Annotated in this window: 16 protein-coding genes and 1 tRNA gene; 16 read left to right on the forward strand and 1 reads right to left on the reverse strand. The window is 72.2% G+C overall.

Going from position 1 to position 19,520, the window contains the following annotated elements; translation table 11 throughout:
- Positions 1–430: 430 nt before the first annotated feature.
- Positions 431–1,729: a cytochrome P450 gene (locus tag K2224_RS12705; RefSeq protein WP_221906664.1), complete on the forward strand. Its 1,299-nt coding sequence runs from the start codon at positions 431–433 to the stop codon at positions 1,727–1,729.
- A 349-nt stretch (positions 1,730–2,078) separates the two neighbouring features.
- On the forward strand, positions 2,079–2,486 hold the full coding sequence (locus K2224_RS12710) for a DUF6083 domain-containing protein (protein ID WP_221906665.1): 408 nt from the start codon (positions 2,079–2,081) through the stop codon (positions 2,484–2,486).
- A 93-nt stretch (positions 2,487–2,579) separates the two neighbouring features.
- Here K2224_RS12710 and K2224_RS12715 read toward each other — a convergent pair.
- Positions 2,580–2,651: transfer RNA gene (locus K2224_RS12715), tRNA-Arg, on the reverse strand.
- Positions 2,652–2,887: 236 nt separating this feature from the next.
- On the opposite strand from K2224_RS12715, the gene K2224_RS41595 reads away from it, so the two are divergent.
- From K2224_RS41595 to glyA, 14 genes are all read left to right on the forward strand, one after another.
- Complete coding sequence (locus K2224_RS41595) at positions 2,888–3,499, forward strand: response regulator (RefSeq protein ID WP_398195011.1); 612 nt, start codon at positions 2,888–2,890, stop codon at positions 3,497–3,499.
- 197 nt (positions 3,500–3,696) lie between these two features.
- Positions 3,697–4,716: an ArgS-related anticodon-binding protein NrtL gene (nrtL, locus tag K2224_RS12725; protein ID WP_221906666.1), complete on the forward strand. Its 1,020-nt coding sequence runs from the start codon at positions 3,697–3,699 to the stop codon at positions 4,714–4,716.
- Between the two features lie 115 nt (positions 4,717–4,831).
- The gene (gene lysA, locus K2224_RS12730; protein ID WP_221906667.1) at positions 4,832–6,223 is read left to right on the forward strand and encodes a diaminopimelate decarboxylase; all 1,392 of its coding nucleotides are present in this window, start codon (positions 4,832–4,834) and stop codon (positions 6,221–6,223) included.
- Positions 6,224–6,380: 157 nt separating this feature from the next.
- Positions 6,381–7,673, forward strand: a complete 1,293-nt coding sequence (locus K2224_RS12735; protein ID WP_221906668.1) for a homoserine dehydrogenase — start codon at positions 6,381–6,383, stop codon at positions 7,671–7,673.
- A gap of 8 nt (positions 7,674–7,681) precedes the next feature.
- Positions 7,682–8,767: a threonine synthase gene (gene thrC, locus K2224_RS12740; RefSeq protein ID WP_221906669.1), complete on the forward strand. Its 1,086-nt coding sequence runs from the start codon at positions 7,682–7,684 to the stop codon at positions 8,765–8,767.
- 353 nt (positions 8,768–9,120) lie between these two features.
- The gene (gene thrB / locus K2224_RS12745; protein ID WP_221906670.1) at positions 9,121–10,038 is read left to right on the forward strand and encodes a homoserine kinase; all 918 of its coding nucleotides are present in this window, start codon (positions 9,121–9,123) and stop codon (positions 10,036–10,038) included.
- Positions 10,039–10,413: 375 nt separating this feature from the next.
- Positions 10,414–12,456 (forward strand): transcription termination factor Rho, encoded by a 2,043-nt coding sequence (gene rho / locus K2224_RS12750; protein WP_221906671.1) that lies wholly within the window; start codon positions 10,414–10,416, stop codon positions 12,454–12,456.
- A gap of 353 nt (positions 12,457–12,809) precedes the next feature.
- Positions 12,810–13,934, forward strand: coding sequence for an LCP family protein (locus K2224_RS12755; protein ID WP_221906672.1), 1,125 nt, complete (start codon positions 12,810–12,812; stop codon positions 13,932–13,934).
- Positions 13,935–14,107: 173 nt separating this feature from the next.
- Positions 14,108–14,332, forward strand: coding sequence for a 50S ribosomal protein L31 (gene rpmE, locus K2224_RS12760; RefSeq protein ID WP_018536099.1), 225 nt, complete (start codon positions 14,108–14,110; stop codon positions 14,330–14,332).
- A gap of 169 nt (positions 14,333–14,501) precedes the next feature.
- Complete coding sequence (prfA, locus tag K2224_RS12765; protein ID WP_221906673.1) at positions 14,502–15,581, forward strand: peptide chain release factor 1; 1,080 nt, start codon at positions 14,502–14,504, stop codon at positions 15,579–15,581.
- Between the two features lie 35 nt (positions 15,582–15,616).
- Positions 15,617–16,498, forward strand: coding sequence for a peptide chain release factor N(5)-glutamine methyltransferase (gene prmC / locus K2224_RS12770; RefSeq protein ID WP_221906674.1), 882 nt, complete (start codon positions 15,617–15,619; stop codon positions 16,496–16,498).
- A 70-nt stretch (positions 16,499–16,568) separates the two neighbouring features.
- On the forward strand, positions 16,569–17,216 hold the full coding sequence (locus K2224_RS12775; protein ID WP_221906675.1) for an L-threonylcarbamoyladenylate synthase: 648 nt from the start codon (positions 16,569–16,571) through the stop codon (positions 17,214–17,216).
- On the forward strand, positions 17,216–17,911 hold the full coding sequence (locus K2224_RS12780) for a protein-tyrosine-phosphatase (protein WP_221906676.1): 696 nt from the start codon (positions 17,216–17,218) through the stop codon (positions 17,909–17,911). Before K2224_RS12775 ends, K2224_RS12780 begins: the two co-directional genes overlap by 1 nt.
- 198 nt (positions 17,912–18,109) lie before the next feature.
- Positions 18,110–19,498, forward strand: coding sequence for a serine hydroxymethyltransferase (glyA, locus tag K2224_RS12785; RefSeq protein WP_221906677.1), 1,389 nt, complete (start codon positions 18,110–18,112; stop codon positions 19,496–19,498).
- Positions 19,499–19,520 lie beyond the last annotated feature (22 nt).

The following is a 19,520-nucleotide window of genomic DNA, read 5'->3' on the forward strand; positions in this document are numbered from 1 at the left end:
CGTACCTCGGCCGCATCAGCCCCGCCCGGCCCGTCCGCCACATCCACAACCGCAACGTAGCAAGCAAATTGCAGCAATTCGCCCATATCGCCCGCTGGTGCCGAGCCGTCGCGGTGACGCCCGCCACTTCCCGGCCCCGGACCGTCCCCCTAGGGGAAGATTCAGGGGCCCGAGAGGGGCGGGTCCCGGCTGTTCCGTGAACGAGGTCAATGGCAGTTTGTAAACTCGGTCAGAACGAAAACAGAAGGCCGAGCTCGTCACGCTGATGCGGACGACCGATCGCACCGGTCGACGCCATGGACACACGCCATGGCGCCGCACGCGAGGGGCTGTGGCGTACGACACCGAGCACGCCAGTGAAGGTCCCGCGCCGTTTCGGCCCACGGGGGCGGCCGAGCGCGGGTGACCGTCCCCCGCGACGAAAGGCAGTATGAGCGCCATGACGACCCTCCGTTCCCGGATCTTCGCCTGGGCCGGCCGCCTCTACCTGGCGAGAACGAGAAAGAAGGGCTTCGACCTCTCCCGGATGTCCTTCCTGCCGGACTCCGTCCTGATGCCCCTGCGCCGCGACGGCCTCGACCCGGTGCCCGACCTCGCCGCCGTCCGCGAACGCGAGCCCATCAGCAAGCTCCCGGTCCCGATAGCCGCCAACGTCTGGCTGGTCACCGGCTACGACGAGGCCAAGGCGGTGCTCGGCAAGGCCGACGCCTTCAGCTCGGACTTCACCAACCTCATCGGCAAGGCCGGCGCCGGTGCCGAACAGAACCCCGGCGGCCTCGGCTTCGCCGACCCGCCGGTGCACACTCGCCTCCGCCGGCTCCTCACGCCCGAATTCACCATGCGCCGCCTGGGCCGGCTCACGCCCCGCATCCACGACATCGTCGAGGAGCGCCTCGACGCCATGGAGAAGGCCGGCCGCGACGGCGACCCGGTGGACCTCGTCGCCGCCTTCGCCCTGCCCATCCCCTCCCTCGTCATCTGCGAACTGCTCGGCGTCCCCTACGAGGACCGCGACGACTTCGAGCGCCTCAGTGCCGCCCGCTTCGACCTCTTCAGCGGCGCCAACGCCTCCTTCGGCGCCATATCCGAATCGCTCTCCTACTTCCGCGAGGTCGTCAAGAAGCAGCGCGCCAACCCCGGCGACGGCCTGCTCGGCATGATCGTCCGCGAACACGGCGACTCGGTCACCGACGAGGAACTGGCCGGCCTCGCCGACGGCGTCCTGACCGGCGGCTTCGAGACCACCGCCAGCATGCTCGCGCTCGGCGCCCTGGTCCTCCTCCAGGACCCGGAGCACTTCGCCACCCTCAAGGACGGCGACGAGGCGGTCGACCGCTACGTCGAGGAGCTGCTGCGCTACCTCACCGTCGTCCAGGTCGCCTTCCCTCGCTTCGCCCGCGAGGACATGGAGATCGCCGGCGTCCGGATCTCCGCCGGCGACGTCGTCCTGTGCTCCCTCAGCGGCGCCGACCGCGACGGCGAACTCGGCCCCGACATGGAGCGGTTCGACCCCCACCGCCCCAAGGTCCCCTCCCACCTCGCCTTCGGCTACGGCATCCACCGCTGCGTGGGCGCCGAACTCGCCCGTATGGAACTCCGCGCCGCCTACCCCGCCCTGGTCCGCCGCTTCCCCAGCATGCGCCTCGCCGTCCGCCCCGAGGAACTCGAATTCCGCAAGCTCTCCATCGTCTACGGCCTGGACTCCCTACCGGTGCGGTTGGACGCCTGAGGCGGGGCGGGCGGCGACGGCCGCCCGCCGACCATCACACTGCCACCAACCCCCGCACACCGCACCCAACTTGCATCCACCCCGACAAAAGCCCCCACACCCCCCTCGATGGGCCCCCGCCCCGAACTCGGCCGCGCCACCACGGCGTTCAGGCGCCGCCGCAGCCCACGGCCGCCCGCTCGCCATCCGGCACTGACACCCCCATCGGCTCTCGGCCACCGCTCCCCGGCCGCCAGTTGCCCACGGCACCTGCCGCGTCGACTCCCGCTGCCCCGTTGGACGCCCGCCCCACCAGCCCCGTCCGACCGGCGGCCTACCCGTACGCTCCCCGACCACCGACCCTCCCCCCATGGGGGTTTCCGAAGACCGACCGCACCGACCGCACCGACCCGGCGACACACCGTCCCACTGTCCGCCGTCCCGTGGCCCACAGGCCCACTGCCCTGACTGCGGCCTGCTCTGCGACCGCGTCCCGACGCTCGAACACGACGAGATCCTCCTGGAAGACGAGATCCTCCTGGAACCGGACGTGGCCCCCCTGGCCCACACGGTGCCCGCGGACCACCGCTGGATCGAACTGTCCGACGGCCGGGTGGTCGTCTACGGCGTCTGCCCGCCCGTTCCCCACCAGCGGTGCCGCATCGCGCACCACCTGGCCTGCCCGGAACAACCGCCACCGGGCCCCTGGGACTGGCTTACCGAACTGCGCCACAAAAACGCCCGCCGGGCCGCCCACCGGCCACCCCCACACCACTGACCGAACACCGCCGACGCCGCGTACGCGCACACAAAAAGACCCCGACCTCAGTGTTTCCACTGACGACGGGGTCTTCCGGCACTTCACTCGAAGTGCCCCCGGCAGGATTCGAACCTGCGCACACGGCTCCGGAGGCCGTTGCTCTATCCCCTGAGCTACGGGGGCTTTGTTGCCGCTCGTTGCGGCGACGGGTAGAACACTACCAGCTCCGATGGGGTGGTCATGAACGCTTTGTGGGGTGGTCGCGGGGGCGGAGGACGGGGGTGCTCCGGCGGTCAGGGAAGGGCGCCCTTAGCGCATGCCGCGGGCGGGGCGGCGGCGGTCGCCGAAAGGTCCCTCGCACGGGGGCGGAAGTGGGCAAAACCGGGACGCAGCCACAGGCGCGCGCCTAGTCTCATGGTGTGCCTGGCTTGTCCGGTCGGATCCTTGTGGTCGATGACAACAAGGTGATCCGGCAGTTGATCAGGGTCAACCTTGAGCTGGAGGGCTTCGAGGTCGTGACCGCGGCTGATGGTGCCGAATGTCTGGACGTCGTGCACCAGGTGAGACCCGACGTCGTCACCCTCGACGTGGTGATGCCGCGGCTGGGCGGGCTGCACACCGCGGCGCGGCTGCGTTCCGACCCGCGGACGTGGGACATCCCGATCGCCATCGTCAGCGCCTGCGGCCGGAGTGAGGTGGACAGCGGGGAGTCGGTGGCCATCGACGCCTACCTGGCCAAGCCGTTCGAGCCGATGGATCTGGTGCGCACGGTGGGGACGTTGGTGCGCGAGGGGCGACAGCAGCGGGAGCGTCAGGGATGCGAAGGGCACGAGGAGTGCACGGCGGGGTGTCGCGAGGGGTGTCACGCGGGATGTGAGGGGTGCGGGGGAGGGCCGCAAGGGCTTGAGGGGGCGGGGCGGGGCGCCGCGGGCGGCCGGGGTGCCGGCCCGCGGGACGGCGTCCCGAACCGAGTGCCGGGGCGCGCGCAGCGCGGCGAACCGGGCAGCGAGGGGGAACGGGCCGCGGGGTGACGGCGATGCGCGGCGCCCGGCACCGCGCGGTCCGTGGGGCAGCCGCAGGCGCCCCGGCCCGCTGTCCACACAACGGTCACACCGAACCCTGGCGCCGGCCTCGGCGCCGACCCCGGTCGTGCCTCCGCCCCCACCCCGCTGTCCACAACGCGAAACCCGTTCGCCCAGGTGCCCCCCTTCTCCCATACGCTTGTCGTGTGACCCCGGCCGAGCTCTCCCGCACCGTTCTGCGCTCCGTGCGCGGTGCCGTTGCGGAGCGCGAGCTCTCCGTGCCCGTGCCGGCGCGGATCGTGGTGCAGCCGCCGCCGCGGCCCGGGTGCGGGGACTACGCCTCCAACGTGGCGCTCCAGCTGGCGAAGCAGGCGGGGCGGCCGGCGCGTGAGGTGGCCGAGATCCTGTGCCGGCGGCTGGCCGGGAGCGCCGGGATCGCCCGGGTCGAGATCGCCGGGCCGGGATTTCTGAACTTCCATCTGGGGGACGGGGCGTCGGCCGGTCTCGTACGCGAGGTGCTGGCCCGGGGCGAGCGCTACGGCGAGCCGGCGGCGTCCGGTGCCGCGGCGGGAGCCGGGCCGGGGCGGATCGCCGAGGGACCGGCACGTTGTGCGGGGGAGTGGGCCGCGGCCCGCGAGAGCGTCGTACGGGAGGTGCTGGTGCGGCTCGGGCGGGACGACGTCCGTGCCGGGACGCCGGCGGCCCCCGGTCGCGCGGAGCTGGCCGGGCTCGTCGCGCGGCTGGGCGCCGACGAGGCGCGTTGGGCGCTGCTGAAGCCCGCGGCGGCGGACCCGGTGCGGCCGCCGGCCCGGCCGGTGCAGCACGAGGACAACCCCCGGTTCCGGGTGCAGTACGCCCACGCGCGCAGCCGCGCGATGGTGCGGAACGCCGGCGAGCTGGGTTTCACGGGCGAGCCGGGGGACGTGAGAGACGCCGCCGGCCACGGGGACGCACGGCTGGTCCAGGCGCTGGAGAGCTGCCTCGCGACGTATCCGACGGCCGTCGCGACGGCGGCCCGGAGCTGCGCGCCGGATCGGCTGGTGCGCCATCTGGAAGCCACCGCGGACGCCGCTCTGCGCTGGCAGGAGGAGTTTCCGCCGCTGCCCGCCGGCGAGCAGAAACCCTCGGCCGTGCACCGCGCCCGGGTGGCCCTCGCCGAGGCCACGGGGACGGTGCTGTGCAACGGCCTGCACCTGCTCGGCATCTCTTCTCCTGAACATGTCTGATCCGCACACGCCTGAATCTGGAAATGTCTGATGTACGCGTCCGAACATCCGCGGAGCGCGCCGAGGACTGCCCCGGTCAGGACCTCTGAACGATCTTGAGGGGACCGTTTCCGTTATGAGCCGTTCCGCACACCCCGCAGGGCCCCGGCATGGCGACGTACTGCCCGAGGGGCACTACGCCGGGCCGCCGGCCGATCTCAACTCCCTCGACCCGCGGGTCTGGTCCCGCACCGTCCGGCGCGACGCCGACGGCGTGGTGACGATCGGCGGGCTGTCCGTGACCGCGCTCGCCGAGGAGTTCGGCACCCCGGCGTACTTCCTCGACGAGGAGGACTTCCGGGCGCGCTGCCGGGCCTGGAAGGACGCCTTCGGGCCGGACGCCGACGTCTTCTACGCGGGCAAGGCGTTCCTGTCCCGGGCCGTCGTGCGGTGGCTGAACGAGGAGGGCCTGGACCTCGACGTCTGTTCGGGCGGCGAGCTGGCCACCGCACTGGCCGCCGGAATGCCCGCCGAGCGCATCGCACTGCACGGCAACAACAAGAGCACCGAGGAGATCACCCGGGCCGTCGAGGCCGGGGTCGGCCGGATCGTGCTCGACTCGTTCCAGGAGATCGTGCGGGTCGCGCACATCGCCGAGCGGCTCGGCAAGCGGCAGCGGGTGCAGATCCGGGTGACCGTCGGCGTCGAGGCGCACACCCACGAGTTCATCGCGACCGCCCACGAGGACCAGAAGTTCGGCATCGCGCTGGCCGGCGGCCAGGCCGCCGAGGCGGTGCGCCGGGCGCTGAAGCTGGACGGGCTCGAACTCATCGGGATCCACAGCCACATCGGGTCGCAGATCTTCGACATGGCCGGCTTCGAAGTCTCCGCACGCCGGGTGGTGCAGCTGCTCGCCGAGGTGCGCGACGAGCACGGCGTGGAGCTGCCGGAGATCGACCTCGGCGGCGGCCTCGGCATCGCCTACACCTCGGACGACGACCCCCGGGAGCCGCACGAGATCGCCCAGGCGCTGCGGGAGATCGTCGGCCGCGAGTGCGAGGCCGCCGGGCTGCGGGTGCCGCGGCTCTCGGTCGAGCCGGGCCGGGCGATCGTCGGCCCGACCGCCTTCACCCTCTACGAGGTCGGCACGGTCAAGGAGCTGGAGGGGCTGCGGACGTACCTCTCGGTGGACGGCGGGATGTCGGACAACATCCGCACCGCGCTCTACGACGCGGAGTACAGCGTGGTGCTGGCCTCCCGGACGTCGGACGCGGAGCCGATGCTCTCGCGCGTGGTCGGCAAGCACTGCGAGAGCGGCGACATCGTCGTCCGGGACGCCTTCCTGCCGTCCGACGTGGCGCCCGGCGACCTGCTCGCGGTGCCCGCCACCGGCGCGTACTGCCGGTCCATGGCGAGCAACTACAACCACGCGCTGCGGCCGCCGGTGGTGGCGGTCGCGGACGGCGCCGCCCGGGTCATCGTCCGGCGGGAGACGGAGGAAGATCTCCTGCGGTTGGATGTCGGGTAGGGCCGGATCGCCGGGTCCGGGCCCCGGATGAAATAAATGTCTCGGTATCCGGACGAACGGCGGAAACGGCCGTCCGGTGCGTGAGACTGGTGCATGACCAGGAAACTGGTGTGTGACCGAGCATGAAACCGCTGGATCGAAGAAAAGACGAGGTCGAATGATGCGTACGCGTCCGCTGAAGGTGGCGCTGCTGGGCTGTGGTGTGGTCGGCTCAGAGGTGGCGCGCATCATGACGACGCACGCCGACGACCTCGCGGCCCGCATCGGCGCGCCGGTGGAGCTCGCCGGGATCGCCGTCCGCCGCCCGGAGCGGGTGCGGGACGGGATCCCGGCCGAGCTGATCACCACCGACGCGACCGCGCTGGTCAAACGCGGCGACATCGACGTCGTCATCGAGGTCATCGGCGGTATCGAGCCCGCCCGTGCCCTGATCACCACCGCCTTCGAGCACGGCGCGAGCGTGGTGTCGGCCAACAAGGCCCTGGTGGCCGCCGACGGCGCCGCGCTGCACGCGGCGGCCGAGAAGCACAACGCCGACCTGTACTACGAGGCGGCGGTCGCCGGCGCGATCCCGCTGGTACGGCCGCTGCGCGAGTCGCTCGCCGGCGACAAGGTCGACCGCGTCCTCGGCATCGTCAACGGCACCACCAACTTCATCCTCGACAAGATGGACACCACCGGCGCCGGCTACAGCGAGGCGCTGGACGAGGCCACCGCGCTCGGGTACGCCGAGGCCGACCCGACCGCCGACGTCGAGGGCTTCGACGCCGCCGCCAAGGCCGCGATCCTCGCCGGGATCGCCTTCCACACCCGCGTCACCATCGACGACGTGCACCGCGAGGGGCTGACCGAGGTCACCGCCGCCGACATCGCCTCCGCCAAGCGGATGGGCTGCACGGTCAAGCTGCTGGCGATCTGCGAGCGGGCCGCGGACGGCGCCTCGGTGACCGCGCGGGTGCACCCGGCGATGATCCCGCTGACGCACCCGCTGGCCTCCGTGCGCGAGGCGTACAACGCGGTCTTCGTGGAGGCCGACGCGGCCGGCCGGCTGATGTTCTACGGCCCCGGCGCGGGCGGCGCACCGACCGCCTCCGCGGTCCTCGGCGACCTCGTCGCGGTCTGCCGCAACAAGCTCGCCGGCGCCACCGGGCCGGGGGAGTCCGCGTACACCGCGCTGCCCGTGGGCCCGATGGGCGAGGTCGTCACCCGCTACCACATCAGTCTCGACGTGGCCGACAAGCCGGGCGTCCTGGCACAGGTCGCGACGGTCTTCGCCGAACACGGCGTGTCGATCGACACGGTCCGTCAGCAGGGAAGGGACGGCGAGGCGGATCTCGTCGTCGTCACCCACCGAGCGACCGACGCGGCCCTGTCGTCGACGGTCGGGGCACTGCGCGAGCTGGACACCGTCCGCGGTGTCGTCAGCATCATGCGGGTCGAAGGGGAGTAAAGGAACCCATGTCTGCCAATTCCACCGTGACCACCGCGAACGGTCAGTGGCGCGGAATCATCGAGGAGTACCGCGACCGGCTGCCGGTCGGCGAGACGACCGAGGTCGTCACCCTCCGCGAGGGCGGTACGCCGCTGGTACCGGCCCAGGTGCTGTCCGAGCGCACCGGCTGCGAGGTGCACCTCAAGGTCGAGGGTGCCAACCCCACGGGCTCGTTCAAGGACCGCGGGATGACGATGGCCATCACCCGCGCCAAGGAAGAGGGCGCCAAGGCCGTCATCTGCGCCTCCACCGGCAACACCTCCGCCTCGGCCGCCGCCTACGCGGTCCGGGCCGGGATGGTCTGCGCGGTGCTGGTCCCGCAGGGCAAGATCGCGCTCGGCAAAATGGGTCAGGCACTGGTGCACGGCGCCAAGATCCTCCAGGTCGACGGGAATTTCGACGACTGTCTGACGCTGGCCCGCGGACTCTCCGAGAAGTACCCGGTCGCACTTGTGAACTCCGTCAACCCGGTGCGGATCGAGGGCCAGAAGACCGCCGCCTTCGAGATCGTCGACATGCTCGGCGACGCCCCGGACATCCATGTGCTGCCGGTCGGCAACGCCGGCAACATCACCGCCTACTGGAAGGGCTACCGCGAGTACGCCGCCGACGGCCTCGCCGCGCGCACCCCGCGGATGTGGGGCTTCCAGGCGTCCGGCAGCGCCCCGATCGTGCGCGGCGAGGTCGTGAAGGACCCGCACACCATCGCCACCGCGATCCGCATCGGCAACCCCGCCTCGTGGGAGTTCGCCGAGCGCGCCCGGGACGAGTCCGGCGGCCTCATCGAAGACGTGACGGACCGTCAAATCCTGGCCGCCTACCGCCTGTTGGCCGCCAAGGAGGGCGTCTTCGTGGAGCCCGCCTCGGCCGCCTCGGTCGCCGGTCTGCTCAAGGCCGCCGAAGAGGGCAGGGTGGACCCCGGCCAGCGCATCGTCTGCACGGTCACCGGCAACGGCCTCAAGGACCCCGACTGGGCGGTGGCCGGCGCGCCGCAGCCGGTCACGGTCCCGATCGACGCCGACGCCGCCGCCGAGCGGCTCGGCCTCGCCTGACCGGCCCGGACACCCTCCGGACCTGCGAAGACGTGCGGGGGCGACGGCCGGGCCGGCCGCCCGTCGCCCCGCGTACCGCCCGTCGCGGCAAGCTCCGGCAAACTCTGCAAACTGCAAAGGTGGCGTCGGGGCAGAGGTTCGCGCGCGACACGCATCGTGCGCCTCCTGTGCGCCCTATGTCGCGACAGAACCTTCCTTCGATAGGCTGGCACCCAACTCCCCTCCCCACGGCATAACGCAGTGGCGTGCAGGGCAGGTCAGAACAGACCCCACGAGCCGTCCCGGCACCTCGGTAACGCGGTGCTGCGCTCCGGGGCAGTACCGCAGCATCAACCAAGGAGAGTCATCGAGCGATGGCCGGTCCCGCGTTCCGCGCCGCCGCCGTCCGGGTGCGCACCCCCGCCACCAGCGCCAATCTCGGCCCCGGCTTCGATGCCCTGGGACTTTCCCTGGGTCTGTACGACGACGTCGTGGTACGGGTCGCCGACTCCGGTCTGCACGTCGACATCGCCGGCGAGGGCGCCCCGACGCTGCCGCGCGACGAGAGCCATCTGCTCGTACGGGCCATGCGCACCGCCTTCGACCTGCTCGGCGGGCAGCCGCGCGGCCTGGAGATCGTCTGCGCCAACCGCATCCCGCACGGCCGTGGCTTGGGCTCCTCCTCCGCCGCCATCTGCGCCGGCATCGTCGCCGCCCGCGCCGTGACCATAGGCGGCGAGCAGAAGCTCGACGACACCGCGCTGCTGGAACTCGCCAACGAGATCGAGGGCCACCCCGACAACGTCGCCGCCTGCCTGCTCGGCGGCTTCACGCTGGCCTGGACGGACACCGGCACGGCGCGGGCGATCCGGATGGATCCGGCCGATTCCATCGTTCCGGTGGTCTTCGTGCCCGGCAAACCCGTGCTGACCGAGACCGCCCGCGGACTGCTCCCGCGTACCGTCCCGCACGGGGACGCCGCGGCCAACGCCGGTCGCGCGGCACTGCTCGTCGAGGCGCTGACCAGGCGCCCCGAGCTGCTGCTCGCCGCGACCGAGGACCGACTTCACCAGGAGTACCGCGCACCGGCGATGCCGGAGAGCATGACCCTGGTGAACCGACTGCGCGCGGACGGCGTCCCCGCAGTCATCTCCGGTGCGGGCCCCACGGTGCTCGCACTGGTCGAAGAGGCGGCGGCCGACAAGGTCGCCGCGCTGGCGGGCGAGGGGTGGGCGGCCAACCGGCTGACCCTCGACGCGGCCGGTACGTGTGTGCTGCCGCTCGCCGGGTGATCGCACCGCGCGATCACCGATCGCCGGTCTTGGAGAGGGGGAATGTTTGTTGGATCCGGTAGTGTTAACCTCAAGTCAGTACTCGACGCCAGTGTGGCGCGGTGCTTCGTGTCCCCCATCGGGACCACTTTCTTCCGGGAGCCTCCCCAACTGCTTGGAGCTTTTGTCCTGAGCAGGAGTGAGCACGCTCCGGAATCGGCGTGACGACAAAAGACACACCCCAGATCTTCACGCCGAAGCCATGAATTGATCTTTCCGCCGTATCCGGCGGGACCACCGCCCCGGCCCGGTCCGCAAGACCCAAGGACCCGGCCGGACAGCACAACCGGTCGCCGAGCCAGACAGGCCGACGCCCGCTCCAGGGAAGGACCCTTCGTGAGCGACACCACCGATCTGATGGGCGCGCGCACCGATGGCAGTGCCACCACGCCCGCCACGGACGCTCCCGCCGCGCCTGCCACCACGCGGCGCCGCCGTTCCGGCACCGGCCTTGAGGGCATGGTCCTGGCAGAGCTGCAGCAGATTGCCTCCGGCCTCGGTATCAAGGGCACCGCGCGGATGCGCAAGAGCCAGCTGATCGAGGTCATCAAGGAGAAGCAGGCCGCCGGCTCCGGGACCTCCGCCAAGGCCGACGCGCCCGCAGACACCGAGACCAAGCCCAAGCGCCGTACGACCTCCAAGGCCCGCACCGGCGAGGCCGCTGCCGAGCCCGCGGCGAAGACCGAGAAGGCCGCCAAGACGGCCAGGACCACGGAGAAGGCCGGGACCCAGCAGCAGATCGACATCCCCGGCCAGCCCTCTCCCCAGGGCAGCGCCGCCGAGGAGGCGCCGGCCGGCGAGCGCCGCCGCCGTCGGGCCACCGCCCCCGCGGGCAGCCCCGACGCCGAGGTCAAGGCCGAGACCGCCACCGCGGTCAAGACCGAGGCCCGGACCGAGACCGCCCCGCAGGAGACCGGCGAGGGCCGGGCCGCCAAGGCTGCCGACCGCCAGGAGCGCGGGGACCGCCAGGACCGCGGCCAGAAGGGCGAGCGCGGCCGGCGCGACCGGGACCGCGACCGCGGCGACCGCGACCGCGACCGTGACCGTGACCGCCGCAAGAGCGACGCGGGCGACGGTGGCCAGGGCGCTCAGGGCGGCAACCGCCAGCGGGACCGCCGGGACGGCGACGACGAGGACTTCGAGGGCGGCCGGCGCGGCCGGCGCGGCCGCTACCGCGACCGCCGCGGGCGCCGTGGCCGCGACGACTTCGCCAGTGAGCCGCAGCTGGCCGAGGACGATGTGCTGATCCCCGTCGCGGGCATCCTCGACATCCTCGACAACTACGCGTTCATCCGGACCTCCGGCTACCTCCCCGGCCCGAACGACGTCTACGTCTCGCTCGCCCAGGTCCGCAAGAACGGCCTGCGCAAGGGCGACCACGTCACCGGTGCGGTCCGCCAGCCCAAGGACGGCGAGCGGCGCGAGAAGTTCAACGCCCTGGTGCGACTGGACAGCGTCAACAGCATGGCGCCCGAACAGGGCCGCCAGCGGCCGGAGTTCGGGAAGCTGACGCCCCTTTACCCGCAGGAGCGACTGCGCCTGGAGGGCGAGTCGGGCGGCCTGACGACCCGGATCATCGACCTGGTCACCCCGATCGGCAAGGGCCAGCGCGGTCTGATCGTGGCCCCGCCGAAGACCGGCAAGACCATGATCATGCAGGCGATCGCCAACTCGATCACCCGCAACAACCCCGAGTGCCACCTGATGGTCGTCCTCGTCGACGAGCGTCCCGAAGAGGTCACCGACATGCAGCGGTCGGTCAAGGGCGAGGTCATCTCCTCGACCTTCGACCGCCCGGCCGAGGACCACACCACCGTCGCCGAGCTGGCCATCGAGCGCGCCAAGCGGCTCGTCGAGCTCGGCCACGACGTGGTCGTCCTGCTGGACTCCATCACCCGCCTGGGCCGCGCGTACAACCTCGCGGCGCCCGCCTCCGGCCGCATCCTGTCCGGTGGTGTCGACTCGACCGCGCTCTACCCGCCGAAGCGCTTCTTCGGTGCCGCGCGCAACATCGAGGACGGCGGTTCGCTGACCATCCTGGCCACCGCACTGGTGGAGACCGGCTCGCGGATGGACGAGGTGATCTTCGAGGAGTTCAAGGGCACCGGCAACCTGGAGCTCAAGCTCGACCGCAAGCTCTCCGACAAGCGCATCTTCCCGGCGGTGGACGTGGACGCGTCCAGCACCCGCAAGGAAGAGATCCTGATGGGCAGCGACGAGCTGGCCATCGTCTGGAAGCTGCGCCGGGTGCTGCACGCGCTGGACCAGCAGCAGGCCATCGAGCTGCTGCTGGACAAGATGAAGCAGACGAAGTCCAACGCGGAGTTCCTGCTCCAGATCCAGAAGACGACGCCGACCACGGGCAACGGCAACGACTGACGCCCGCGGCCCCGCCGCCGTCGCCCGGGCCCCCGCACCCACCGTGGTGAGGGGGCCCGGGCGCTTTCGTGCCGGGTGTGACCCGCGTCGCGCGCGGCCGTGCCCCGCTTGAGACCTTTCGCACAGATCCGTACCGCGCCCACGGATTCCACCGGAGCGCACGCCGCGACGAAAGCCCTGGTGAGAGCCGCCCCCGGGCCCCCGAGCCGGTCCTGTGCGCCCCGTTCTTCTAAGAAAACGCTCATAACGCGCTGTGCAACCCTTCCGGTCGGCCTCCCGTCTGACTGGGCAATCGACCGCCTGCGACAGGGCGACGGAGAGGCGCAGTCGACCGACGAAGGACTGAGGAACAGATGGCGCAGAGCGACGGGACCCCGCGGCCGGCCGGAGACCGCGGCCGTTCCCTACGTGCCACCGGCCGGCGACGCAAGACCCGCACCCGGCGCCGCCGGGTCCTCACCACCACGCTGTGCGCACTGGTCGGCGTCGTCCTGCTCGGCGGCGCGGGGCTCGGCTACCTCTACTTCAAGTTCAACGGCAACCTCAAGGGCGTCGACATCAACGCCGCCCTCGGCAAGGACCGCCCGCAGAACGTCGACAACGGCTCCATCGACATCCTCGTCATGGGCTCCGACTCCCGCTCCGGCAAGAACTCCTCCTACGGCCGGGACGAGGGCGGCGCCCGCTCCGACACCGCGATGGTCGTCCACGTCTTCAAGGGCCACAAGAAGGCCAGCGTCGTCAGCATCCCCAGGGACACCCTGGTCACCCGGCCCGACTGCACCAACGGCGGCCGGACCGTCCACGGCCAGCGCCGGGCGATGTTCAACACCGCCTTCGAGGTCGGCGGCCCGGCCTGCGCCGTCAAGACCGTCGAGTCGATGAGCGGGATCCGCATGGACCACTTCGTCGAGGTCGACTTCACCGGCTTCAAGAAGCTCATCGACGCCCTCGGCGGCGTGCAGATCACCACCACCAAGGCGATCGACGACAAGTACAGCCACCTGCACCTCAAGCCCGGCACGCACACCCTGGGCGGCGAGGACGCCCTCGGCCTCGTCCGCACCCGGCACGGCGTCCCCGGCGGCGACGGCAGCGACCTGGGCCGCATCCAGCTCCAGCAGACCTTCGTCAAGGCACTGATGCAGCAGGTCCGCAGCGTCGGCGTGTTCTCCAACCCGGGCAAGCTCTACGACATCGCCGACACCGCCACCAAGGCCGTCACCACCGACACCGACCTGAACTCCGTCACCGCCCTGTCCGGCCTGGCCAAGGAACTCGGCGGGATACCCTCCGACGGCATCGACATGGTGACGCTCCCGGTGACCTACGACCCGGTCGACCCCGACCGGGTGCTGCCGCTCACCGCCCAGGGCCGCATGGTCTGGGACGCGCTCCGCAACGACCAGGCCATCCCGAAGTCCGCGCTCAAGGGCTCCGCGGGTGACAAGGGCGGCACGTCCCACTACGTCAAGTAGCCGCCCCGCACGTCACCCGCCCCGCGCCCGCCCGCCGGCCGCACGGGAATAGCTCCGGCCGTACCCCGGTTTTGGGAGATACGGCCAGTGCTGGCAGACTGGACCGTCGGCCCCGGTTCACGTGACGCAATCCGCGCCACGACCCGGTGCACTCCCGAACCTAGGAGAATCCCTTGAAGCGCGACATCCACCCGGAGTACGTCGAGACCCAGGTCAGCTGCACCTGTGGCGCGTCCTTCACCACCCGTAGCACCGTCGCCGGCGGCACCATCCGCGCCGACATCTGCTCCGAGTGCCACCCGTTCTACACGGGCAAGCAGAAGATTCTGGACACGGGCGGCCGCGTGGCCCGCTTCGAGGCCCGCTTCGGCAAGTCCGCCCAGGCCGCCAAGAAGTAGCGACCCGCAAGGCGCCGGTCTCCGGTCGCCCCTGGACAGGGGGGACCGGACCGGCGTCTTTGTCGTCCGTACCCTCTGCCCGCCCGGCCGGGGGACGGCCCGCCGCACCGCGGCAGTGGGGCACAGTCGCCCCGGGAAGTCACACCAGCAGTCAGCAGAGGAACACACGATGTTCGAGGCGGTCGAAGAACTGGTCGGCGAGCACGCCGACCTCGAAAAGCGGCTGGCCGACCCGGCGGTCCACGCGGACCAGCGCGAGGCCATGCGGCTCAACAAGCGCTACGCGGAGCTGACCCCGATCATCGCCGCCTACCGCTCCTGGAAGCAGACCGGCGACGACATCGGGACCGCCCGGGAACTGGCCGCGGACGACCCGGACTTCGCCGACGAGGTCAAGGAGCTGGAGGCCCTCCGCGAGGAGCTCACCGAGAAGCTCCGGCTGCTGCTCGTCCCGCGCGACCCCAGCGACGACAAGGACGTGATCCTGGAGGTCAAGGCCGGCGAGGGCGGCGAGGAGTCCGCACTGTTCGCCGGCGACCTGCTGCGGATGTACCTGCGGTACGCCGAGCGGGTCGGCTGGAAGACCGAGATCCTCGACGCCAACGAGTCCGACCTCGGCGGCTACAAGGACGTCCAGGTCGCGGTGAAGACCAAGGGCGGCGGCGGTGCCACCGAGCCGGGACAGGGCGTCTGGGCGCGGCTGAAGTACGAGGGCGGGGTGCACCGCGTCCAGCGGGTGCCCGCCACCGAGTCGCAGGGCCGGATCCACACCTCCGCGGCCGGCGTGCTGGTCACGCCCGAGGCCGAGGAGGTCGAGGTCGAGGTCGTCGCCAACGACCTGCGGATCGACGTCTACCGCTCGTCCGGGCCCGGCGGCCAGTCCGTCAACACCACCGACTCCGCGGTCCGGATCACCCACCTGCCCACCGGCATCGTGGTCTCCTGCCAGAACGAGAAGAGCCAGCTCCAGAACAAGGAGCAGGCCCTGCGCATCCTCCGCTCGCGACTGCTGGCCGCGGCCCAGGAGGAGGCCGAGAAGGAGGCGTCCGACGCCCGGCGCAGCCAGGTGCGCACCGTCGACCGCTCGGAGCGCATCCGCACGTACAACTTCCCGGAGAACCGCATCTCCGACCACCGGGTGGGCTTCAAGGCGTACAACTTGGACCAGGTGCTCGACGGCGAGCTGGACCCCGTCATCCAGGCGTGCGTCGACGCCGACGCGGCGGCCAAGCTCGCCGCCGCCCAGTAAGACCGCAAGACCAGGACGTACCGGCTGGAGGACCAGTGCCGCACGATTCCGGGGGGCGCCCCCCGAACTCCCGATCGTTGCTGCTCGCGGAGGTGGCCCAGGCCACCCAGCGGCTGGCCGATGCCGGCGTGCCCTCGCCGCGCTTCGACGCGGAGGAGCTGGCCGCGCACGTGCACGGCGTCAGGCGCAGCCAGCTGCACACGGTCCCCGACGCGGACTTCGACGCCCGCTACTGGGAGGCCATCGCCCGCCGCGAGGCGCGCGAGCCGCTCCAGCACATCACCGGCCGGGCGTTCTTCCGCTACCTCGAACTCGCCGTCGGGCCAGGGGTGTTCGTGCCCCGCCCGGAGACCGAGTCGGTGGTCGGCTGGGCCATAGACGCGGTGCGCGCCATGGACGTCGTCGAGCCCCTGATCGTCGACCTCTGCACCGGCTCGGGGGCGATCGCCCTCGCCCTGGCGCAGGAGGTCCCCCGGTCGCGGGTGCACGCCGTGGAGCTCTCCGAGGACGCCCTGGGCTACGCCCGCAAGAACGTGGAGGGGTCCCGCGTCGTTCTCCACCACGGCGATGCGCTCACCGCGCTCCCCGAGCTGGACGGGCAGGTCGACCTGGTGATCTCCAACCCGCCGTACATCCCGCTCACCGAGTGGGAGTACGTCGCCCCCGAGGCCCGCGACCACGATCCGGAGCTGGCGCTGTTCTCCGGCGAGGACGGCCTGGACACCATCCGGGGCATCGAGCGGACCGCACACCGCCTGCTGCGCCCCGGCGGCGTGGTCGTCATCGAGCACGCCGACACCCAGGGCGGGCAGGTGCCGTGGATCTTCAACGAGGAGCGGGGCTGGGCCGACGCGGCCGACCACCCCGACCTCAACAACCGGCCCCGATTCGCCACCGCGCGCCGGGCGACGCCATGAACCGCACCGCCCCGGCGCCCGATGCACCCGATGCATCCGAAGTATTCGTTCCGCACGAGGAGGACCGCTAATGGCACGGCGATACGACTGCAGCGACGCGACCGACCGCGCGACCGGCCTGCGTGAGGCCGCCTCGGCCGTCCGCCGCGGCGAGCTGGTCGTGCTGCCGACCGACACCGTCTACGGCATCGGTGCGGACGCCTTCAGCCCGGACGCCGTCGGTGACCTGCTGGAGGCCAAGGGCCGCGGCCGGGGCATGCCCTCCCCGGTCCTGGTCGGGTCCCCCAACACCCTGCACGGCCTGGTCACCGAGTTCTCCGAGCAGGCGTGGGAGCTGGTCGACGCGTTCTGGCCGGGGGCACTCACCCTCGTCGCCAAGCACCAGCCGTCGCTGACCTGGGACCTCGGCGAGACCCGCGGCACGGTCGCGGTCCGCATGCCGCTGCACCCGGTCGCGATCGAGCTGCTCACCGAGTTCGGCCCGATGGCGGTCTCCAGCGCCAACCTCACCGGCCATCCGTCGCCGCAGGACTGCGACGCCGCCCAGGAGATGCTCGGCGACTCCGTCTCGGTCTACCTCGACGCCGGCCCGACCCCGGCCGCCGTGCCGTCCTCGATCGTGGACGTCACCGGCACGGTGCCGGTGCTGCTGCGCGAGGGCGCGATCAGTGCGGAGGAGCTCCGCAAGGTCGTACCCGAGCTCGAGGTGTCGCATTGATGCCCCCGCCGCAGGGGCGTGGCATAGCGGGACCAGGCGACGACCCCCTCCTCGTCCCGGCGGACCACGCGCCCTGCTTCCGGATCCTCCACGTCAGCACCGGCAACGTCTGCCGCTCGCCGATCACCGAGCGGCTGCACCGCCATGCGCTGGAGGAGCGGCTGGGCTCCTCGCAGGCGGTCCGCGGCTGCGGCCTCCTCGTGGAGAGCGCGGGCACCTGGGGCCATGAGGGCGCGCCCATGGAGGCGCACGCCGCGACCGTGCTCGCCGACTACGGCGCGGACCCGGCCGGCTTCATCGGCCGCGAACTGCTCGACGAGCACGTCATCCGCGCCGACCTGGTGCTCACCGCGACCCGCGACCACCGTGCGCAGGTGATCTCGATGGGGCACTCCGCCGGGCTGCGGACCTTCACCCTGAAGGAGTTCAACCGGCTGGTTCGCGCCATAGATCCGGCCACCCTGCCGGCGCCCGACCCCGGCCTGCCCGACGGCGGACTGGTCGAGCGGGCCCGCGCGCTGGTCGGCGCGGCCGCCGCGCTGCGCGGCTGGCTGCTGGCGCCCAACCCGGAGTCCGACGAGGTCCACGACCCCTACGGCGCGCCGATCACGTTCTTCCGCTCGATCGGCGACGAGATCAACCGCGCGCTCGACCCGGTCGTCACGGCCCTCACCGGGGTCCCGGCACCGGCGTAACCACCCCGGGGAACGGCCCTGGAGGGCCCTTGGCGGCCCGTGGGCCGGCCCCGGGCCCCCGACCGCCCCACCCGCCGCGCCCGAACCCCCTGCCGCGCCTACATTGGGATTGGGGCCTGCCCGGGAGCACGAGGTCCGGACGGGCCCTGGGGGCACGTGCGACGTGCCCTGGTCCCCGTACGAGGCCCGGAGCCAGCGATGCCCGCCACCACCGCGTCATCCCGCCGTACCTCCGCCGCCGGCCGCCCCCCGGCCGCCGCGCCCCGGACCGCCGAGGCGGCCGAGACCGCCGAGTGGCAGGCGCGGACCGCCGTCCGCGACGAACTCACCCGCCCGCCCGGCTCACCGGACTTCGCCACGCTGCTCGACCAGGACCCGGAGATCGCCGGCGTCCTGCTGGCCGAGAGCGCCCGGCAGAGCGAGGGGCTCCAGCTGATCGCCGCCGAGAACTTCGTCTCGCCCGCGGTGCTGGCCGCCCTCGGCTCCCCGCTGAGCAACAAGTACGCCGAGGGCTATCCGGGCGCCCGACACCACGGCGGCTGCGAGATCGTCGACCTCGCCGAACGGATCGCGGTGGAGCGCGCCAAGGCCCTGTTCGGCGCCGAACACGCCAACGTCCAGTCCCACTCGGGGTCTTCGGCCGTGCTCGCCGCCTACGCCGCCCTGCTGCGCCCCGGCGACACCGTCCTGGCGATGTCCCTGCCGCACGGCGGGCACCTCACCCACGGCTCGCCGGCCAACTTCTCCGGCCGCTGGTTCGACTTCGCCGGCTACGGCGTCGACGGCGACAGCGGGCTGCTCGACTACGGCGCGATCCGCGCACTGGCCCGCGAGCGCCGCCCCAAGGCCCTGGTCTGCGGCTCGATCTCCTATCCGCGGCACATCGACTACGCCGCGCTCCGCGACATCGCCGACGAGACCGGCGCCTACCTGATCGCCGACGTGGCCCACCCGATGGGACTGATCGCGGGCCGCGCGGCGCCCAGCCCGGTCCCGTACGCCGACGTGGTGTGCGCCACCACCCACAAGGTGCTGCGCGGGCCGCGCGGCGGGATGATCCTGTGCCGGGCGCGGCTGGCCGACCGCATCGACCGCGCGGTGTTCCCGTTCACCCAGGGGGGTGCCCAGATGAACGCGGTCGCCGCCAAGGCCGTGGCCTTCGCGGAGGCCGCCACGCCCGCGTTCCGCGGCTACGCGCACCAGGTGATCGCCAACGCCCGGGCGCTGGCCGACGGACTGGCCGCGGAGGGCCTGGCGGTCACCACCGGCGGCACCGACACCCACCTGATCACCGCGGACACCACGGGGCTCGGCGTGGAGGCGCGCACCGCCCGCGGCCGGCTGGCGGCCGCCGGGATCGTGCTGGACACCTGCGCACTGCCGGGCGGGGGGCCGTCCACGGGCTCCGGGCGGTGCCCGACCGGGATCCGGCTGGGCACCGCCGCGGTGACGACGCAGGGCATGGGGGAGGCGGAGATGCACCGGATCGCCGAGCTGATCGGGGCGGCGCTGCGGGAGGACGGCGCGGTGCGGGCGGCCGTCGCGGGGCTGGTCGGCCGGTTCCCGCCCTATCCCGATCGGTCCTGATCCGTCCGGTCCGCGGAACCGC

This window comes from Streptomyces sp. BHT-5-2 (genome assembly GCF_019774615.1).
GTDB lineage: Bacteria > Actinomycetota > Actinomycetes > Streptomycetales > Streptomycetaceae > Streptomyces.

What these genes read in the sequence shown, in the direction of transcription:
- K2224_RS12705 (WP_221906664.1), top strand. Translation starts at nt 431, where the DNA reads ATGAGCGCCATGACGACCCTCCGTTCCCGGATCTTCGCCTGGGCCGGC.
- K2224_RS12710 (WP_221906665.1), top strand. Translation starts at nt 2,079, where the DNA reads ATGGGGGTTTCCGAAGACCGACCGCACCGACCGCACCGACCCGGCGAC.
- lysA (WP_221906667.1), top strand. Translation starts at nt 4,832, where the DNA reads ATGAGCCGTTCCGCACACCCCGCAGGGCCCCGGCATGGCGACGTACTG.
- K2224_RS12735 (WP_221906668.1), top strand. Translation starts at nt 6,381, where the DNA reads ATGATGCGTACGCGTCCGCTGAAGGTGGCGCTGCTGGGCTGTGGTGTG.
- thrC (WP_221906669.1), top strand. Translation starts at nt 7,682, where the DNA reads ATGTCTGCCAATTCCACCGTGACCACCGCGAACGGTCAGTGGCGCGGA.
- thrB (WP_221906670.1), top strand. Translation starts at nt 9,121, where the DNA reads ATGGCCGGTCCCGCGTTCCGCGCCGCCGCCGTCCGGGTGCGCACCCCC.
- K2224_RS12755 (WP_221906672.1), top strand. Translation starts at nt 12,810, where the DNA reads ATGGCGCAGAGCGACGGGACCCCGCGGCCGGCCGGAGACCGCGGCCGT.
- prfA (WP_221906673.1), top strand. Translation starts at nt 14,502, where the DNA reads ATGTTCGAGGCGGTCGAAGAACTGGTCGGCGAGCACGCCGACCTCGAA.
- K2224_RS12775 (WP_221906675.1), top strand. Translation starts at nt 16,569, where the DNA reads ATGGCACGGCGATACGACTGCAGCGACGCGACCGACCGCGCGACCGGC.
- K2224_RS12780 (WP_221906676.1), top strand. Translation starts at nt 17,216, where the DNA reads ATGCCCCCGCCGCAGGGGCGTGGCATAGCGGGACCAGGCGACGACCCC.
- glyA (WP_221906677.1), top strand. Translation starts at nt 18,110, where the DNA reads ATGCCCGCCACCACCGCGTCATCCCGCCGTACCTCCGCCGCCGGCCGC.